This is a genomic window from Paenarthrobacter sp. DKR-5 (genome assembly GCF_018531425.1).
Taxonomy (GTDB): domain Bacteria; phylum Actinomycetota; class Actinomycetes; order Actinomycetales; family Micrococcaceae; genus DKR-5.
This window is the reverse complement of record NZ_JAHBOI010000002.1, coordinates 1-16,488: the sequence shown is the minus strand read 5'-3', so window position 1 is coordinate 16,488 and position 16,488 is coordinate 1. Positions and strand designations below refer to the sequence as shown.

18 protein-coding genes are annotated in these 16,488 nt (G+C 63.0%); 9 read left to right on the top strand and 9 right to left on the bottom strand.

Annotated features, from left to right (window positions below):
* The 5 genes from KIH31_RS03405 to KIH31_RS03385 all read right to left on the bottom strand — a co-directional run bounded on the left by KIH31_RS03405 (position 1) and on the right by KIH31_RS03385 (position 3,712).
* On the bottom strand, positions 1-174 hold the full coding sequence (locus KIH31_RS03405; RefSeq protein WP_214425694.1) for a hypothetical protein: 174 nt from the start codon (positions 172-174) through the stop codon (positions 1-3).
* On the bottom strand, positions 171-593 hold the full coding sequence (locus tag KIH31_RS03400) for a tRNA(His) guanylyltransferase Thg1 family protein (protein WP_214426212.1): 423 nt from the start codon (positions 591-593) through the stop codon (positions 171-173). The genes KIH31_RS03405 and KIH31_RS03400 overlap by 4 nt, the downstream gene beginning before the upstream one ends.
* Before the next feature lie 47 nt (positions 594-640).
* On the bottom strand, positions 641-772 hold the full coding sequence (locus KIH31_RS03395; RefSeq protein WP_214425693.1) for a tRNA(His) guanylyltransferase Thg1 family protein: 132 nt from the start codon (positions 770-772) through the stop codon (positions 641-643).
* Between the two features lie 510 nt (positions 773-1,282).
* Positions 1,283-2,662: an MFS transporter gene (locus KIH31_RS03390; RefSeq protein WP_214425692.1), complete on the bottom strand. Its 1,380-nt coding sequence runs from the start codon at positions 2,660-2,662 to the stop codon at positions 1,283-1,285.
* A 114-nt stretch (positions 2,663-2,776) separates the two neighbouring features.
* Positions 2,777-3,712, bottom strand: coding sequence for a dihydrodipicolinate synthase family protein (locus KIH31_RS03385; RefSeq protein ID WP_214425691.1), 936 nt, complete (start codon positions 3,710-3,712; stop codon positions 2,777-2,779).
* A 161-nt stretch (positions 3,713-3,873) separates the two neighbouring features.
* On the opposite strand from KIH31_RS03385, the gene KIH31_RS03380 reads away from it, so the two are divergent.
* The 7 genes from KIH31_RS03380 to KIH31_RS03350 all read left to right on the top strand — a co-directional run bounded on the left by KIH31_RS03380 (position 3,874) and on the right by KIH31_RS03350 (position 9,224).
* Positions 3,874-4,980, top strand: a complete 1,107-nt coding sequence (locus KIH31_RS03380) for a LacI family DNA-binding transcriptional regulator (RefSeq protein WP_214425690.1) — start codon at positions 3,874-3,876, stop codon at positions 4,978-4,980.
* Between the two features lie 511 nt (positions 4,981-5,491).
* Complete coding sequence (locus KIH31_RS03375; protein WP_214425689.1) at positions 5,492-5,881, top strand: hypothetical protein; 390 nt, start codon at positions 5,492-5,494, stop codon at positions 5,879-5,881.
* A 154-nt stretch (positions 5,882-6,035) separates the two neighbouring features.
* Positions 6,036-6,338, top strand: a complete 303-nt coding sequence (locus KIH31_RS03370) for a hypothetical protein (RefSeq protein ID WP_214425688.1) — start codon at positions 6,036-6,038, stop codon at positions 6,336-6,338.
* Between the two features lie 23 nt (positions 6,339-6,361).
* On the top strand, positions 6,362-6,955 hold the full coding sequence (locus tag KIH31_RS03365) for a DUF416 family protein (RefSeq protein ID WP_214425687.1): 594 nt from the start codon (positions 6,362-6,364) through the stop codon (positions 6,953-6,955).
* 178 nt (positions 6,956-7,133) lie between these two features.
* On the top strand, positions 7,134-7,727 hold the full coding sequence (locus KIH31_RS03360; protein WP_214425686.1) for an SMI1/KNR4 family protein: 594 nt from the start codon (positions 7,134-7,136) through the stop codon (positions 7,725-7,727).
* A gap of 457 nt (positions 7,728-8,184) precedes the next feature.
* Positions 8,185-8,382, top strand: a complete 198-nt coding sequence (locus tag KIH31_RS03355; RefSeq protein WP_214425685.1) for a hypothetical protein — start codon at positions 8,185-8,187, stop codon at positions 8,380-8,382.
* Positions 8,383-8,738: 356 nt separating this feature from the next.
* Positions 8,739-9,224: a MarR family winged helix-turn-helix transcriptional regulator gene (locus tag KIH31_RS03350; RefSeq protein ID WP_214425684.1), complete on the top strand. Its 486-nt coding sequence runs from the start codon at positions 8,739-8,741 to the stop codon at positions 9,222-9,224.
* Positions 9,225-9,293: 69 nt separating this feature from the next.
* Here the strand turns inward: KIH31_RS03350 and KIH31_RS18045 are convergent, their stop codons facing one another.
* Together KIH31_RS18045 and KIH31_RS03340 are read right to left on the bottom strand one after the other, a co-directional pair.
* Positions 9,294-9,728 (bottom strand): YrhK family protein, encoded by a 435-nt coding sequence (locus KIH31_RS18045; RefSeq protein WP_250545466.1) that lies wholly within the window; start codon positions 9,726-9,728, stop codon positions 9,294-9,296.
* A 122-nt stretch (positions 9,729-9,850) separates the two neighbouring features.
* Positions 9,851-10,429 (bottom strand): hypothetical protein, encoded by a 579-nt coding sequence (locus KIH31_RS03340; RefSeq protein ID WP_214425683.1) that lies wholly within the window; start codon positions 10,427-10,429, stop codon positions 9,851-9,853.
* Between the two features lie 505 nt (positions 10,430-10,934).
* On the opposite strand from KIH31_RS03340, the gene KIH31_RS03335 reads away from it, so the two are divergent.
* Complete coding sequence (locus tag KIH31_RS03335) at positions 10,935-12,254, top strand: amino acid permease (protein WP_214425682.1); 1,320 nt, start codon at positions 10,935-10,937, stop codon at positions 12,252-12,254.
* Between the two features lie 1,028 nt (positions 12,255-13,282).
* Here KIH31_RS03335 and KIH31_RS03330 read toward each other — a convergent pair.
* Entirely contained in the window at positions 13,283-13,861 is a 579-nt protein-coding gene (locus KIH31_RS03330; RefSeq protein WP_214425681.1) for a VanZ family protein, read from the bottom strand.
* Between the two features lie 947 nt (positions 13,862-14,808).
* Between KIH31_RS03330 and KIH31_RS18455 the strand changes: the two genes are divergently transcribed.
* On the top strand, positions 14,809-14,949 hold the full coding sequence (locus KIH31_RS18455; protein ID WP_214425680.1) for a DUF4113 domain-containing protein: 141 nt from the start codon (positions 14,809-14,811) through the stop codon (positions 14,947-14,949).
* Between the two features lie 2 nt (positions 14,950-14,951).
* Here the strand turns inward: KIH31_RS18455 and KIH31_RS03320 are convergent, their stop codons facing one another.
* A complete protein-coding gene (locus tag KIH31_RS03320) occupies positions 14,952-15,401 on the bottom strand; it encodes a hypothetical protein (protein WP_214425679.1) in 450 nt (149 codons plus the stop codon).
* Positions 15,402-16,488: the final 1,087 nt, after the last annotated feature.

The following is a 16,488-nucleotide window of genomic DNA, read 5'->3' as shown; positions in this document are numbered from 1 at the left end:
TCAGTACACCTGGACGGGCAACCCGAGCATCTCCACCGACTCGAAGTACGGCGCCGCGACCGGCGACCAAACGTTGCGCTGAACATCGAGAGCCTTGTACTCGTGCAGCTTCGTGTGGCAGTACGTCACCGTCTCCTCCGTAAGCGCCCTGCGCACCAGGGTTCCCTGCTTCACCGCCTGGTCCAGCGCGTCCCAACGGACGCCCTTCTCGGCGAGCATGACCTTGCACTCCCGCACGGACACCCGGTCAGCTGCCGGTGGCTGAAATGGTGGGAGGCGAGCATGCTGACGCTGTCCCTGATCGCGTCCGCCTGCCGCCAGCGCACGTACTCCAGCAGGCCCTCCGGGCCCTCCGAGTGATGCGTGCGGCCGTCGAACAGGGCGAGGGAGTCGATCTCGGGCCGGAGCCGGTTGAACTTGGCGGTCGCCAGGGCCGCGGTGGTGGAGACGATCTTCTGTACCTGTCCGCCGAACCACGCCTGGGTGTTGTCGTTGCCCAGGTCGGAGATCACCACGGAGATCTCGTCGGACTGCGTGTAGGCGAACTGCGCGCCGTCGATGTTCTCACACAGGAACTGCGCGGTCGCCTTCATGTCCGTGGTGAACTTCGGGTCGGACGGGCACCGCAGGCCATGGTGTATTAGGCGAAGCCTTTGCCGTCGACGCGGATCACCGCGTAGCTCTTCGCGGGAAGGAAGGTGCGGTATTGACGCTCCAGTTCCTTCATCACTGAAGCAGACTGGGCGGCACTGGAGGGTACGGGTGTGGTCATGACAGCCATGTGTGCGGAGTCGGCGGCATAGCTACCCGGGCCGACATACGGGCCGGGTAAGCCCATATGGCATCCATCGCATCGTTGATGGCCTTCGTGGCCTGGCTGATGGGCACTGCGCCGGACGGCCCGTCAACAACCCCTCCCGCGCCCGGCGCCGCCGTCCGCATAGACTGCCCGCGTGACCACCACACACACCATCCCCCTGCCTGACGGCACACACCTCCGCGCAGACATCACCACCGAACTCCCGCAAGCAACCTGGGGGCCCCTGCGCACGAGGAGGACAGTCCAGGCCCTATCCCGAAGACGGGAAACCAACGGGTGGTCCGGCCTGGTTTTCTCGATTCACCAGCTTTGGCAGCTGACGGCCGCTCTTCACGTGACGTCGGCGGCTCGGTGGGCGCCCACACCGCGCTCTTCCGTAGCGCACCTTTGCCTGGTTGTTCGCAGGGTCCGAACAACCAGGCAAAGGACTTGCACGGGCCGGTTTGACTTGCTGTGCGGGCGCTACTCGAGTTCGGCGATGGTGCGTCCGGTGCGGTCGGGGGTGAGGACCGAGAAGATGACGCCTGCCACCGGGCCGATGATGCCGAGCGCCAGAGCGAACGGGACGGTGCCGGCGAGGGTGAGTGCGAAGAGCGGGAAGACCCCAGCTCCGAGGCCGCGTCCGACGTAGTAGCTGGCGCTGGAGCCGGTGGAGCGGATGCGGGTGGGGAAGAACTCGGACATCCAGACCCCGAGGACGCCGAATCCTCCGGCTCCTCCGGCGCAGATCATTAGCGCCCAGAAGGCGGGCGCGGTCCAGAATGGGCCGGTGATTTGCGCGTGCCCTGAGGCGAGCAGGGAAAGGAACCAGACGAAGCCGACAGTTCCGAAGAGGCAGGCCGCCGTGAACGCATACTTGCGGCGGATGCGGTCCGAGATGAAGCCGGTCGCGGAGTAGGTGATGATCGTGGAGACGTACCCGAGCAGAACGATCAGGCTCGCGGTGTCCAGGGGCAGGTGCTGGGTCTTCAGGAGATACGTGGACAGGTAGGCCCCGACGGAGTTCGTCGTAAGGAACATCGCGGTCGAGAGGATCATGAACAGGACGGTTCCGTCGAGGAAGCGCGGCCGAAAGATGTCGATCACGGGAACCTTGGAGCGGCGCAGTTCCGCCGGGAGTGTGCCGTTCCTTCGGTGTTGCTGGTAGGCCAGCCATTGCTTGGACTCGGGCAGCAGCTTCAGGGATGCCGCGCCGATGACAAGGCTGATCAGGCCGATCGCGGCGTATCCTGCGCGCCAGCCCAGGTCGTGGCCGAGGGAGGACAGGAACAGGTAGATCAGGCCGGCGGTGAGGATTTCGCCTACAAAGTACATGGATTGGATGATGCCGCCCATGGTTCCGCGTCGCTGGGTCTGCCAGCACTCCGTGAACATCGAGAACGAAAGCCCGAAAAGACCGCCCATGCCCACGCCGGCAAGCACGCGGGTCAGCAGGAAGATCTCATAGTTGGAGGCAAGGCCGCCAAGGGTCGCCGCGATCCCGAAAGCGATGACCGAGATGGCGAAGGTGCGCCGCCGGCCCAGGGTATCGCCGAGCGTGCCGAACACGAACCCGCCGAGGATGGATGCGAAGCCCTGCACCGTTGCGACGGTGATGAGAGCAATCGTGGACACATGCAGGCTGTCCGAGATGTAAGCGAGCGGGAAGCCGATCAGATTCAGCTCCGCGCCGTCGAAGAGCGTGCCCAGCAGGGCGAAGGCCAAGATGAACCGGACCTCCCTGCGGGTATAGAACGTGGGGGCGCCGGCCGGAGCTGCGGCATGTCCTGCCGCATGTCCTGCGGGGACGGGATGCGCCGGGCGGGTCTTAAGGGCGGCGGCGGTCTTGTTCAGCTCGCGCATTGCGAGTCCTCCTTCTCCAGCTTTGCGGTGCTGGGGGTCGTCGTTGACCAGGTTGGAGAGTGAAAGCTTGGGAAGGATGGCGGGCGGTGCGCCCGCCATCCTTGGATCCGGGGATCAGGCCGGGACGGTGACGCTGCCCAGGTTGGCTGACTTCAGTGCCAGGGCAATCTCGTCGCCGGCGCCTTCGGCCAGGGGAAGCAGGGGCGGGCGGACCGTGGCGTGCTCCAAAATGCCTCGGGCCACGAGGCCTTCCTTAAGTGCGACGGTCCCTTCCATGTGCGACCCGCGGTGGTAGACGTTCTTGGTGACCGGCAGGAGACGGTCGTGGATGGCCCGCGCGGCCGCGTAGTCCTTGGCCTTGCCCGCCGCGATCAGCTCGACAAGGGGTTCAGGGGCCAGCCCGCCGTATCCGACCAGGGCTCCGTCGACGTCGAACATGGTGTGCAGCAGGTACTCGTCGTGGCAGGTCAGGATCTGCAGGTCCGGATAGGTGGCCCGCAGGACCGGAATCTCAGTGTCCCAGCGCTTCATGTTGCGCACGCCGTTCTTGGTTGCGAAGACGCCATCCTGGCCGGCGATCTCCAGCTGGGTTTCCAGGTCATAGGTCGCCTTTGTGGCGTCCGGGTACTGGAAGAGAATCAGAGGCAGGCCGGAAGTTTCGTAGATTTCCTTGTAGCGGGTCTGCGGTGCCCCCTTCTGGTATCCAAAGCGGAGCCAGCCGTGCGAGGGGTAAACCAGGCCCGCCGATGCGCCCGCCTCGACGGCACGCTTAGCCTCCAAGGCGGCGACCATGTTGCCCTCCCCCGTGATGCCGGCGATGATCGGGATTTCGCCGTTAACGGCGTTCCTGAACTCACGGATGACCAGCGCCTGCTCGTCCTGGGTCAGGAAAGTCCCTTCTCCGGCGTGGCCGAGGACGACGAGGCCCTTGACGCCCTCGACGCTGCCGAGCCAGCCGCCGAGCCGGTGGATCGCGTCGACGTCGATGCTGCCGTCGCGAGTGAACGGCGTTACGGGTGCGGGAACCAGCCCGCGAAGATCGATGGTCATGAGAGCTTCCTCTGTTTTCTAGATCGTAATCCCGCTAGGATTGATAACGTTTGCGGGAACGTTCTCATTCTGGGACGTGTTGCAGATCACTGTCAAGACCCTGTTGCACGCGAGGAGGAAATAAGGTGGCTTCTAGAACAATCCCCAGGAGGAGCATTCGCATGGAACCAGCCGCACCAGGAGCAAGCGTCACGCTGCGGGAGGTTGCGGCGGCGAGCGGAGTCAGCGTTTCGACCGCCAGCCGTGCCCTCGATGACCGCGGCACAGCCTCGCGCTCCGCTGCTGCGGAGCATGTACGCAAGGTTGCCGAGCAGCTCGGTTATCGGCGGAACTCTTTCGCGTCAAGCCTGCGACGGGGAGAAACCCGGACGCTGGGGGTGCTCGTACCGCGCCTAAGCGACACGGTGATGGCGCTTATGTTTGAAGAATTGGAGCGCGCGGCCTCGGACCGAGGCTACTTCGCCATGGTCGCCACGAGCGGCGACGACCCTGAAGACGAACGCCGCGCGGCCGAGACGCTGCTGGACCGCAACGTCGACGGGCTGATCCTCGCTACCGCCCGTCTCGATGACGACTTGCCGCGACTGCTGCGGGAACGCCGGGTAGCCCACGCCCTGGTGCTGCGCACGGATGGCGTGAGTCCATCCGCTGTGGGAGACGATGAAGTCGGCGGATACCTGGCCGTCCGGCACCTTATTGACCTCGGCCACCGGGATATTGCAGTCATCACGGGACCGTCCTTCACATCAAGCGCCGTCGGGCGCCTCGCAGGCGCCCGACGGGCCTTCGCCGAGGCAGGGATCACCCCTCCCCCGGAATGGCTGATCGCCGCCGGCTATGGCATTGAAAATGGTTACTCAGCTGGCGAATCGCTGCTCGGCCAGGGGACCGGGAAGTGTCCGACGGCGATCTTTGCGGCCAACGACAACATCGCTCTCGGCGTCATCACCGCAGCCCACCACGCCGGAATCTCCGTCGGGCAGGACCTGGCGCTTGTCGGATACAACGACACACCGCTCTCCGCTCGGCTTTCCACGCCCCTGTCTTCAGTGCACGTACCCCTTGATCAGATCGCAAACACAGCCATCGATCTCATCACCCATCCGGACAAGGAACCACGAATCCGCAAAGCCATGCCCACCCTCATCCCCCGGGAATCCAGCGGACGCCCCAAGCACTTCCCTACAACCGACCGCCCAGCAGTTGCCCCGCACCACGATCGCAAAGAGGCACAGACGACCCGAGGCATGCCAACTCAGACCATTTGAAACCGGGCGCCCCGCATGGTTCGGAAGCGAGAAGTGCCCAATTGGGGCACACCCGAACCTGACATCCTGTACCCCGTGCCATAGCCGACGAGTCGGGCGTCGTAGGCCGGCATGAAACCAGGGTCGGCTGACGGCGGTGAGCCGATCCCGGCCGGCGCTTGCGAGTGAGGACGGTGCGCCGGTCAGCGAAGTTGGCTGGTGGTTGGCCCCGTGTATGTCGTCGGGGCGGGCTTGAGGCGCAGGGCCGTGATGGCCCGTGCGAAGAGAACAGAGGCCGCCGCTAATGGTGGGCGGCAGGGTCGACGTACCTGACCCGCTACCGGCAACCCACATATACCGTCTCTGCCTCGGACCCGGACGGTAGCACCGGCGGGAACATCTCGGTTTCATTCGACGTCTATACCGCCGGCGGCACCCATGAATACGGTGCCGGCACCCGGGTGTCTGTGCCGGCTCCGGAGGAAAAGCCAGTTGGACGGCACCGTCGACGCTCCCGGATGGTGCCTACCAGTTGCGCTCCCAAGCCTTCGACTCCTCCAACGTCGCGTCAGGGACCATGACGTTCAACTTCACCATCGACACCCAGGCACCGGGCACCCCGGTGGTCGCTCCGGCGAGCGGATCCCCGATTGTTGCCACGGACGCCAATGACGGCACCGACTCCACCGGCACCGTCGGTACGAGCGGCTATGACTTCACCATCACCAACACCGGAAAACTCGCCGCCACCGGTTTCATCTACGCGGTCACCAACGGCGGCTCTACAACTGAGACCTTCCCCACTGATATCACCGCCGATAAGGCCTCAAACGGCCCAGACCTGGCGACGCATTGGCGTCGGCGTCGCCGTCGTTGCACTAACAGCAGGAGCAGTCTTCACGTTTGGCGCACTCGCCCCTGAGGCTGCAGGACTGGGCACAGCTGCGGTCTCCGCGGAAGCAGCTGCGGAAGCGGTCGCTGCGCGAGCTGCGGCCCAGGCCGAAGCGCGCGCAGCGGCCGAGTCTCTGGCGGAAGGTGATCGGCTCGTCTCGCGAGCTGAGGAACTACAAGGAGCCTTGGCACATCCGATCGAGCAAAACAGCCGAACAGCAGCCGTGTTGAGCACTGATGAGGGCAGCGATATCTTGGCTTCAGGAGGACGCGATCTCAGCCAAGCTCAGAAAGCCATGGCTCAAGATGGCGACATCATTGCCCGCTTGCCGAAGAGCCATGCGGAAGTTACTGCCGTGCGGGGCGCCGAGGCCGAAGGTCTCACACCAAAGGCAATAGGCGTGTCTCGCCCGATATGTGCTGCTTGCAGGACTTTCCTGGAAGAATCGGGAGCCACTATTACGAGCCCAACAACCGCCGCCTGGTGAAGGCGAGTAAGGACCAACAGGCGATGAACTATGACAGAGAAGCAATACTCGAACGGGTTTCGCATATGTCTGGTCCCGCGAAAACGGCTTTCGCTGCTTGCTGCGCCCAGCGGCTCCTCCCCTTGTTTGAGCGATATACGCTGCGCACCGCACAGGGGAATTATGCTGCCCTTCAACAGGTCCTCGATGATGTTTGGTTTTCTCTCGCAGGGGGCAGCCCTGACCTCGCTGCTGGACAAGCAGTTGCTGAGTCTCTGGTTCCAAATGATTTCGGTGACTGGGTTTTTGAGATGGCCTACGGGCAGAACGCTGCGGCAGCCGTAGCCTACGCTGCTCGAGTCGCGATCAGCGGTGACCCTGACGAGTGTGAAGCTGCGGCTTCACAAGTTTACGAAGCTGCAGACTCCGCAGCGCAGGAGCTTCTTCCCGACGTTCGGATCGTGACCCCGGAATACAACGTGGAACTCCTTTCGCACCCCCTCACGCAACGGGCCCTCCAAGGCATATGCCTTGATCTCCAACGCTCGCAAGCGGAGGCGGAAGGGCCCCGGGACTGGCGAGCACTCAAGCTCGCAACGATTGACGAAGGCCGCACTTGGGCCGAGTCCATGCCCTGAGTCGCCATCCAGGGCGCGCCACGAAACCCTCCCGCTTACAGGAAAAGCGCGCCTCAAAACAGCAGAGAAGCCGTCAAGCGCGCCCGCGATCACCGGGGTACAGTACCGGGCCGGAGCGGGATCCTGCGTGAGCGCGATCCCTCCAGGACGGCGAACTCTTCGATGTAGTCTTTGGACCATGGTGAGCGTCCTCACTTCTGCCCTGCGGCAAATCAGCCTCAGCAACGAAGAATTTGGAAGGTTGGAGTTGCTTCGCCGCCTGAAGCCTGGGGTCCGTCCGGACATCACGCGAGGAGAACTTTCGAAGCTGGACCTCCCCTTTCCCGGAGACGAGCTCTCATCCCTCTACGAATGGCATAACGGCACAGACAGTGAAGGCGTCAAGCTAGGGCGCATATACCTGTTTCCGGGCTTCTACATGCTTTCTCTTGAAGAAGGGCTCGAAATCTATAACAACTTCGTAGGAAACGAACGGTGGGGCCGCGAGTGGTTTCCGCTGTTCGCAGATGGCGGTGGCGATTTTTACGTTGTCACCTGCTCGCGAATGTCATCGCGGAATGGGAAAATTGTTCACTTCATGATCGACGAACCAGATCATTCTATCGAGTACGAATCGCTCGCTCCGATGCTGCAGACGATGGCCGAGGCGTATCGGCGGAAGATCTTCTTCGTGGATCAGGAGGGATACCTCGATGAGGATCCCGATGCTTTCCTCTCACTCGGTGAGGAACTGAACCAAGATGTGCCCTGGTGGACTGATCCGATCGAGTAGTGACACGCCCGGGACCGCTTTTGCCCGAAGGGGGCCCAAATCCTGCAGCGGTGCGTATCCGATTAGGGCACACCCCAACCTGATGTCAGGAAGCCCTGTCAGGGATGTCAGAATAGGCTCGGATCCTCGTTTCTTGACGAACCCCGGTGAAGGGTCTTAGACCCAATCTGACAGGACGGGGCCTTCACCCCTGACTTCTCCCGCCGCCGCAGCCTCGGGCGACGGGAGTCGATTCCCTCGAACGTGGCGCGCCGGCGTCCACCCTGCAAGACTGCCAATGTTTCCAATAGCCGGGCCACGGGCTAAAGCGCTGCAACCAGCCGACCAAATCAGGACGTACGACGTGAACAACGGACTCTTCTCAAATCTCACAAAGCTGAGTCCGCGCAGCCAATTCTTGTTCAACCGCTTTCAGCGGTTCTTCCTGATCAGTTGGCTGATTTTCATCATCGAGACAATGGGGACCGTAGCGACCGTCCTGACCACCCATCCCCGGCCAGCCAGCCCGTTTTTCTACGTGCCGATGGGGATCCTGGCCTCCACACTCGTGGCGTTCGTCATCCTCGCGATGGTCTTTTCGTTTCCCGCCTTCCGTTCCATCGCCGGGGACATACGACACCGCCGGAACGAGGCCCGGCAGGAGGAACAGGGCTGAGGCACCCCGCACGGGTAGGTCGCAGACCACGGGGAGATTGAATTTCGGCGCGGCCGGCGTCTCGACAATGAGCGCCGAAGAGCCAACACGTTCTTCGTGAGCTTTTGCGTTCACCGCGGCCGGGTGGTCGGGTCCTTGCGCATCCGGTTCAGAAGGAACCGGCAGGCTTCCGATTCGTCCGAGAAGGTCTCCTGGGCAAAGCGGTGCAACGACAGGGCCGCACACCTCCCATGCGGCGCGAGCGCCTCCGTCGCGGTGTCCCTAGGGGGATCGTGCCGGCGAAGGCCACCGGCCGCATCATAGACGATGGGGCTGCCTGCGTTGCTTGGCACCCGCACCGGCACGATACTGTGTTCATGGCGACCCCGGGACCGCCCGCAGCGGCAGAACATGTGGAGGCTGCCCTTCGAGCTGCTGACGTCTTTCTGGGCATTGCTGCGCACTCACTCTTCGATGTCGACGACGAAACCACGGGGCAGCAACTGGCTGTTCTGCTCGCGGTCGCTCCGCAGGGGCAGCAGAGCGTCGCCGCGGTCGCACGGCTCTTGCAGTTCCACCCTTCCAGCGCCATGAACAGCTGTCGGCGTCTCCACGTAAGCGGACTGATCGTCCGCCTAGAGGAGCGGACCGGAAACGGGGATTTTCAGGTGACGGTCACGCCAAGGGGACGAGCCCTCGTGCGCGAAGTCCTCCAGCGCCGGCGGAAGGCCGTAGCAGAGCTGATCAGAAATTTGCCTCGCGATAAGAGGGAGCCGGTCGCGGCCGCGATGAATGCGTTCGCTGCCGCCGCGGGCGGCGAAGACCCTGAAATCGGACTTTTCACCTTCCGGCTGTCCGGCTGATTGGGGCGGCCGGCGGCGTCGCCGCGCCCTTTCTGAAAGGGGCGCAGTCCCTGCCCGGACCGGTGCCGGTTACCCGGACTGCTCAGCTTTGGCCAGCGCATCAATTTTGTCCAGCTGAACGTAACGGAGCTGGCGGATCAGGCGCAGGGTCGGTTTAAGTGCAAAGCAGATGGATCCCACAAGGAAGCACCACAACGCAGGGGTCTTGGCGGAAGGCAGGAAGAACATAATGCTGCCTGCGATAAAAAGCCCGGCTGCAGTGAAATCAACGATGGTGTAGATCACTTCGATCGTCGCATACAGGCGGGCGTGTGCGGGACTCTTGTGTGCTTTCGAATCGAACAGTCGCATTCGTACCTTCCTCTGCAGCAGCTGCGGACTATAGGGAGGATCGCCGCCACTGGAAACGCCTTCCTTTTCCATCAGGCTATCGCTGAACCGCTCGAAGGGAGTCGGAGGGATGAACTGAACACGGTGAGGTCGCACAAAGATGGAGAGTGCCATGGGCACCGCGCGATGCAGTGCCCATGATGAGAGGCTGTTGGGCCACTTGGACGGCAACTCAGCAGTGATCCTTACGCCCCACCGGATGATCAAGAGACGAAAGGTGGCGGGTGTGAAAGCTTCTATTCGGAGGTATGCCCTCCGGAGATGAGTTTCACGGCAAGCACTGCCGAGAGTACCGCGAAGGGCCCTTCAACGAGGCCGGCCTCAAGGACCGCGGTCACCAATGCGGAGCCCTGACCTGCCGTTATGACGTTGAAGAGGGCGTCGATGCACAGGCTCGTGGAAAAGGACGCTGCGCTGAGCGCAGCGTAATTGCTGTCGCGGAACAGGAAAAATGTGGTCAGCAAAGCGGTGAGCCCTTCAAATCCATCGAGGGCGACCCAGGCCACATTCCAGTTGTAAGCAACCGTCGTGGACGGCATCGTGTCACCCAGATAGAAGGTCCACGCCACATAAAACACGACGGCGCCGGCGCCGCAGGCAAACGCGAGCCGCCTCCATCCCAGGTTGCGCAACCGGGCGAGGGCCGTAAGGCGTCCACGAAAGAGTACCGCCATCAGGAGAAGGGCTACGGCCAGTTTGACAACAATGAAGTGAGGCCCCGGTGACCACCCGGTAAAACGCAGAGGCACGGAGAAAAACAGACGAACTACTGTCGCCGGCAAGGGCTGCCATGCAAGCACTGCGAAACCAACCATGTCCCATCCTTACCGTCTTTGGCTGCAGGACCTCTCCAGGCTGGCGGGATGGAAAGCGCGTGGTGCGTCGCGCCTATGGAATCGGGCGACGCCGGCATGGCTGGTGTACCGGGCGGTTGAGAGACCGGCCCCGCAGGTGTCCACATTGCGCCGGCCCTGTGACCTTCACCTGCACCAGAGCGAAAAGGAAGCCTGTCGACACCCCACGAGAGGGAGGCGAACGTCACCCTAAGGGCGTAAAGGAACCGTCAAAACCGGAGCCTCTCGGTCGGCGCGACGGGGTAGGCTGAAGTTCAGGTGCGCCGGGAAGTCTGGTCGGCAGGGTGTTTGTCCTGCTCTTGAACCGGAGGTTTCCCGTGCGCTTTCCTTTTCTCTGCTCCTCGCCCAAGGCGACGTCCCGCCGAGCAGCGGGTGTCCTGTGACCGGCCGCACGGCCGTGGCGCCCGCCCATGGAAGAGGACTTCACTCCCGGACGGCTCTTCTGCTCGGGTTCGCGTTCGCCGTGATGGCCGACCCCGTATCCTCGGTCGCCTACGCAATCGAAGCTGCTCTGCGAGCCCTGAACGGTGACCTGGCGCTGCTGGTACCGACAATGGTTCTCGTAGTGGCAATCATCGCTTTGGTCATCCTGAACTACCGGCAGCTGGTGGCCCGATACCCGCAGGGCGGCGGGGCTTCGGCTGCCGTTGGTGAAGCGTTCGGGGACGGCTGGTCTTTTCTTCCCATTGGCGCCCTCGTCGTTGACTTCGTGCTCACCATCGCCATCAGCGTCTCGGCCGGGGCATCGGCCCTCATCGCATATTTTCCGGCCCTCGCACCGTGGAGGTTGCTCCTTGCGCTCGGACTGGTCCTCGTTGTGGGCGGCCTGACCTGGTTCGGGCACCTGGGACGGCTCGTGTTCGCAGCGATGACCGTCGCGTTCATCGCCGTGTCCGCGATGGTCCTGATTTACGGGCTTGGTGCCACCCCTCACACCGTTGGTACCGTCACCGGCACCCCGAGCCACCAGGCGGTCATTGCGGTGGTGCTGGCGTTCCCGGTTGCAATGGCGCTGGCCACCGGGGTAGAAGCACCTTCTTCGGCTATCGCCCAGCTCGGACAGCTCGATAATGACGGGCGAAGCCGGTTCGGCAAAGTCACCCTGTGGCTCACCCTGGGGATCGTGGGAACCATCACGCTCGGGCTGACGATGGAAGCCGCCCACCTTCAGGTAGGCATCCCACCCGAGGACAGCACGCAGATCGCGGAACTGGCCCGGCTAGCCGCACCGGCGCCCCTGTTCGCAGCCTTCCAGTTCGTTACCGCCCTGCTGCTGCTTTCAGCGGCAAGCTCTTCGTTCCAAGCCGGCCCGGGCCTTCTCAAAGCGCTGGCCCGCCGCGCCACACCGCGCGGCGAGATTGTCGGCATCCTTCCCGGGGGCCTTGGCCGAACGAACGTCCACCACACCCCTTACTGGGGCGTGGCCCTGTTCATCGTCCTCGCCGGCGTGGTCACCGCAGCAGCCGGCGGCAACGACCAGGAACTGGTCTTGTTCTACGCCGTATCCGTGTTCCTGAGCTTCCTTGCCGGCCTGGCCTCCATGGCCTTGTTCTCCTACCGCGACCGCCGGTCAGGCTACCTACTCTTGAACGTCACCGGCGCCGTTGTCGTCGCGTTCACCCTGGTTGCCAACCTGACCCGCGGGCTGCCCGTGGTCAGCCTCGCCGCAGCCGTCCTGATCGCAGCGCTGCTGTACCTTGCCTGGCTCAAAGCCGGCAAACCCCGCGGCGTGCGCAACGCCGCAGCGGAAGCAGAAACCGAAGAGCCCGACGAAGTCAAACAATGAAGCATCCCAAGAGACGGCCTTACTCCGGGACTTGGACTAATCCGTCCCTGTTATAAATTCTCGGCTCAGACCCGGGCGTATAGCGTGCGTTTCTGCTCGATTACCGTCGCTGATGGAACCGGGGCCGAGGTATGCCGGAACTTTAAAGCGGTCGACGCTGCCCTGAAATGCGTGCACCGCCTGGACGAATGACTGGGGTGACGACGCCGGTGGCACAGCAGGCCCAACGGCCCTGCTCCGGACCGTTCGCTTCCCCGATATCCTCCATGCAGGCGGATGCCGGGACCAAGGGGAAGCGTCATTCCCGGGAAAAATTAGGGACTAACAGAACATGAAAAAGATACCCGCCCTTAGGGCAGCCGAAGCCTCTCTGTTCAAAGTGCTGGCCCACCCGGTACGTGTTCTGCTCCTGGAGGTCCTCGCCGAGAGTCTGGCAACAGCGAGCTCGCTCCGGGAAGCAGCAGGAATCCGGCCTTCGTAGCTGTCGAAGCACCTCAGGTTTCTCCGCGCCGAGAAGCTGATCGCCGTCGGTCGCTCAAATGGACGCCTCAGCAATCACGTCACCAGCACCGAGTCCGCGACGCTCCTGGCGACGGCACATGCCGCCATCAGAACTGAATGAACCAGGCAGGCTATGCCCGGTGCTATTCGCGGCAATGTTGCGAAGTGGGGGTAAAGCTGCCCAGCTCGTGTTTCGAAATAAGTGGCAACAAGGTGCTCGAACCACCCTGCGAACATGGCAGGGAGCATCAGCACCACTCCTCTACATCCATTAGGCGTGCTTCTGAGCCTGCTTGGGTGGCATTTTCGGTGAGGGTGAATGTTGGGCCGTGTGAGCTATCTCTGAAGCGCCGTGGACTGTGATCGGCCGTTACTCCGGCGGATGGAGGGCGACGGAGCGTCCGGTGGCGGACGGCCGCATGGTGAAGCCGAGAGCGGCCCGCGGGGAGTCCGAACCGCCCCTTGACCGCTTCTGGCGGAACGTTGCCGGTGGCGGACGAGGCCCAATGAGTCGCTGCGCGGCCGGATCACATGCGCAGTCTGATGGCGAACAGGAAGTAACAGAGAATCGGCACCGCCAGGAGCGACAGCACCGCCACCACAGCGATCACCCGACTCCAACGGCGCAAGAGCACCCGCAGGAGGGAGAAGAATAAGATGCCGATGAGGCCGCCGACCGCGTTCAGCATGACATCGTCGATGTCAGAGGCGCCGAGCCCGAAGATGCCCTGGACGATCTCCAGCGCGACGCTCGCGCCGACGACGAAGACGAGGTTCATCCAGATCCTGCTGTTCCGGCGCACCAAGGGCAGGAAGGCGCCGAGCGGGACAAACGCCACGATGTTGCCGACGACGTTGCCGATCGCGAACCTCTTCACCGCAGCCGAGCCGCCGACCAGATAATCCGAAATTGTCGCGAACGGGATCAGGTTGAACGAGCGCCCCGAGCCCGGCGGCCGCGAGAACAGCAACAGCTTCATAAGGAGGATGAGATAGAGGACGAACACCAGCCAGATGACAACCGTGCCGATCTTCACGCGCATGGTCATCGTGCGCCCCGGCTGCGCATCATCGCTGACAGCGACGGGCTTCGACGGCACATTCACCAGGGCACTGTACCAAGTCGAACTTTGCGCCCCCTCCACGCCTGACGCGCCAAGCGCGTCTATACCCCACCCACACCCTCAATTGCGATGAGCCGCTTTATCTACTCGACCTAAGCGGGGCGGACGGAAGCGTCGGGCGCCGTGATCCGGGACCAGGCGTCATCGCGGAATCGACAAAAACCGCAGCCTGCCTGAATCGACAACAACCATCACACCAGGAGTAATGCCCGTGGAAGCCGACAACGATCGTCTTGGCCGGGCTTGGCACTGAAGCCATCCGCTCCATCGAAGGGATTCCCTGCCGTAGGCATCCCGACGCACGTAAATGACGACCCCGGCGTCCTGTTGGGCCCATCCGCGGTCACATGGGTCGCAGGCCGGCGGCCTAGTTGCAGGTCTTGCAACTAGGCCGCTCGTTTCTTGCAATTAGCGATCGAGACTTGCGACCCCTTGTAGATTGCCACGCATTTTGGTCCTTGGGACCAAAATGCCGACCCCGTCGTTCCGCGGGGTCGATCTTCTGCCAACCGTTCGACTCTGCCATCGAAGATGGTCCTGCTCTACGCCAAGCCCGACCGGAAGGTCGACCGACCCGGTGACGTGTACGGCGCGGATACGTGGCATCTGCGCGCAGCAGGCCGCCATCCGGCTCGCCAAGGACAAGCAGCAGACCAAGATCGTGAACTGCTTTCCCGGCACCTCCCACTTCAGCGAGAGGTACGCCTCCTTCCCGTCCGCGACGGTGAAGCTGCCGGCACCGACCGCCGGCCCTGTCCTGCTCACCAAAGCAGCGGTGTCCGCTCTGAAGGACCTGATCGCCGACGGCGACCGTACACCAGGGCGGGGGTCATGCTCACCGACCTGCGGCCCGCCGGCGCCCAGCCACAACTGCCCCCGTTCGGACCGCCCACGAGGACAAGAACATCGGGACCCTGCTCGGGAACGTCATGGACAAGTGCGGGACCTCTGCGATCGGCCTTGGCCGCGCCGGAATGGTCGAGCAGCCTGACCGGGGGATGAAGCGGCGGGCACTCCCGCCGTGGTACACGACCGAATGGGCGGAGCTGCCCCTCGTAAAAGCCGGCTGAGGCTAGCCAGAATTATCCCTCCCGGGGGGCGAAATCGAGCCAGCCAGGCCTTTGCCTCCTGCGCGGCCTTCCCGCTTATAGGCGTCGGCAGCTATCCGCGGCAGCAGCACCAGATAGATGCCCGTTGACGATAAGCCTCCGGTGTGCGCGTCCGAATAGCCGGCAGCGGCTGCACCCAATACAGCGCCGCCACCTAAGAGGGCGTAGAACCACCGTTCACGCCGCAGCCTGAACGTCCGGTTCGGGCCTCGGTTCCTCCACAGCAACCAGGCAAAGCGCAAGGTGCCGACGGCAACACCCGCCAGGCAGATGAAAGCAAGAACGAACACCGGAAAGTCATGAAAGGCGACCACAAGGCTCATCCCAACCACGGTTGAAACCGCCAGTGCTGCGGCGGCCAATCGGCTGACAACCGAGTTCGAGGCGACAGAGTCCAAATTTCGGAGTACCACGGGACTTCCTTAGCTCGTAAACCGGTCACACACAGTACATTTTGATGCCGAATCCAGCGACACCGCTCGTGAAGGCGGGGCAGGGCGCTGAAGCCTCCGATGCTAGGCGGACCCGAACGAGAAGAACGCGAAGAAGAGGCTGAACGCGACGGCAACCCAAAGGGGTATCAGAATCCTCTTTGGCGTTTTCTGACCGGGGCGCCTTGCCGGGAATCTTTCTGGAAACCTCTCTCTCAGCAGAAGCAGCACGGCGAGTGTCACCGCGAAAATTCCTACCATTTCGAAGAAAACGAGAGGTGGATAACGGAGGTGCATCTGCTGTCGTCTCCCTAGCGTAAAGGCGGATCAAGCGAAGGCGCGGCGAGTGCTTCCCGCGCTCACCGTCTGCGCCCGTGGTGTCGAATGTAGAGCGTAAGGATCCCCCCAAATAGCCCTCCTGCTATGCCGAGAACGCTGAGCGTCCAGTCGCCTCGTACTGTCCCGAGGAGCCCGGCAAGCAGCAGAACGCAGCTTCCGATCAATGCCAGCGCATTCTGCCTTCTTGTCACGAGAATGCGTGTCCTTCCGTTCCGATTACCCGCCGTCAGGAAGACGGGGCGCTTACCTTCTCTTTGCACTTCTAACGGTCAATGTGGTCGCCACGAGACAGAGCGCCGAAACTGCCGCCCAGCCAATGTGGCCAAAAGCTGAGGGGGAGATAACGGCCAGAATGCCTGCCAGCACAGCGAATCCGGCGTAGAAGTAGCCGACGACTAAGCCCACCTCGATTCATCCCAAGCGTCATTAGTCAGAGCCGTCGAGCCCAAGGTGATAAGGGCAGCAAATGAGGTCATCTGCGGGACCACACCATGCCAACAAACAGCAGCACTACTCCTAAAAGCCCCACAAGTGCTGACGCCGCGACGCTCAGCCTGCGCTGCACGTCGTAGGACTTGAAGCGGCTTCTGCCGGGCAAAAACTGGCTCATCGTAATTAAGGGTGTAGTCGGGATCGGAAGCCGCCGGATTCCAGGAGTGATCTCGCGATGTAGTTGGTGAGGTTCCTGAATCCGAGGGCTGAGCCGCGGAGGTGTTCGAGGCGCCCGTTG

Coding starts and splice junctions, on each gene's coding strand:
- KIH31_RS03400 (WP_214426212.1), bottom strand. CDS start 593: ATGAAGGCGACCGCGCAGTTCCTGTGTGAGAACATCGACGGCGCGCAG.
- KIH31_RS03395 (WP_214425693.1), bottom strand. CDS start 772: ATGACCACACCCGTACCCTCCAGTGCCGCCCAGTCTGCTTCAGTGATG.
- KIH31_RS03390 (WP_214425692.1), bottom strand. CDS start 2,662: ATGCGCGAGCTGAACAAGACCGCCGCCGCCCTTAAGACCCGCCCGGCG.
- KIH31_RS03385 (WP_214425691.1), bottom strand. CDS start 3,712: ATGACCATCGATCTTCGCGGGCTGGTTCCCGCACCCGTAACGCCGTTC.
- KIH31_RS03380 (WP_214425690.1), top strand. CDS start 3,874: ATGGAACCAGCCGCACCAGGAGCAAGCGTCACGCTGCGGGAGGTTGCG.
- KIH31_RS03365 (WP_214425687.1), top strand. CDS start 6,362: ATGAACTATGACAGAGAAGCAATACTCGAACGGGTTTCGCATATGTCT.
- KIH31_RS03360 (WP_214425686.1), top strand. CDS start 7,134: ATGGTGAGCGTCCTCACTTCTGCCCTGCGGCAAATCAGCCTCAGCAAC.
- KIH31_RS03355 (WP_214425685.1), top strand. CDS start 8,185: ATGGGGACCGTAGCGACCGTCCTGACCACCCATCCCCGGCCAGCCAGC.
- KIH31_RS03350 (WP_214425684.1), top strand. CDS start 8,739: ATGGCGACCCCGGGACCGCCCGCAGCGGCAGAACATGTGGAGGCTGCC.
- KIH31_RS18045 (WP_250545466.1), bottom strand. CDS start 9,728: ATGGCACTCTCCATCTTTGTGCGACCTCACCGTGTTCAGTTCATCCCT.
- KIH31_RS03340 (WP_214425683.1), bottom strand. CDS start 10,429: ATGGTTGGTTTCGCAGTGCTTGCATGGCAGCCCTTGCCGGCGACAGTA.
- KIH31_RS03335 (WP_214425682.1), top strand. CDS start 10,935: ATGGCCGACCCCGTATCCTCGGTCGCCTACGCAATCGAAGCTGCTCTG.
- KIH31_RS18455 (WP_214425680.1), top strand. CDS start 14,809: ATGGACAAGTGCGGGACCTCTGCGATCGGCCTTGGCCGCGCCGGAATG.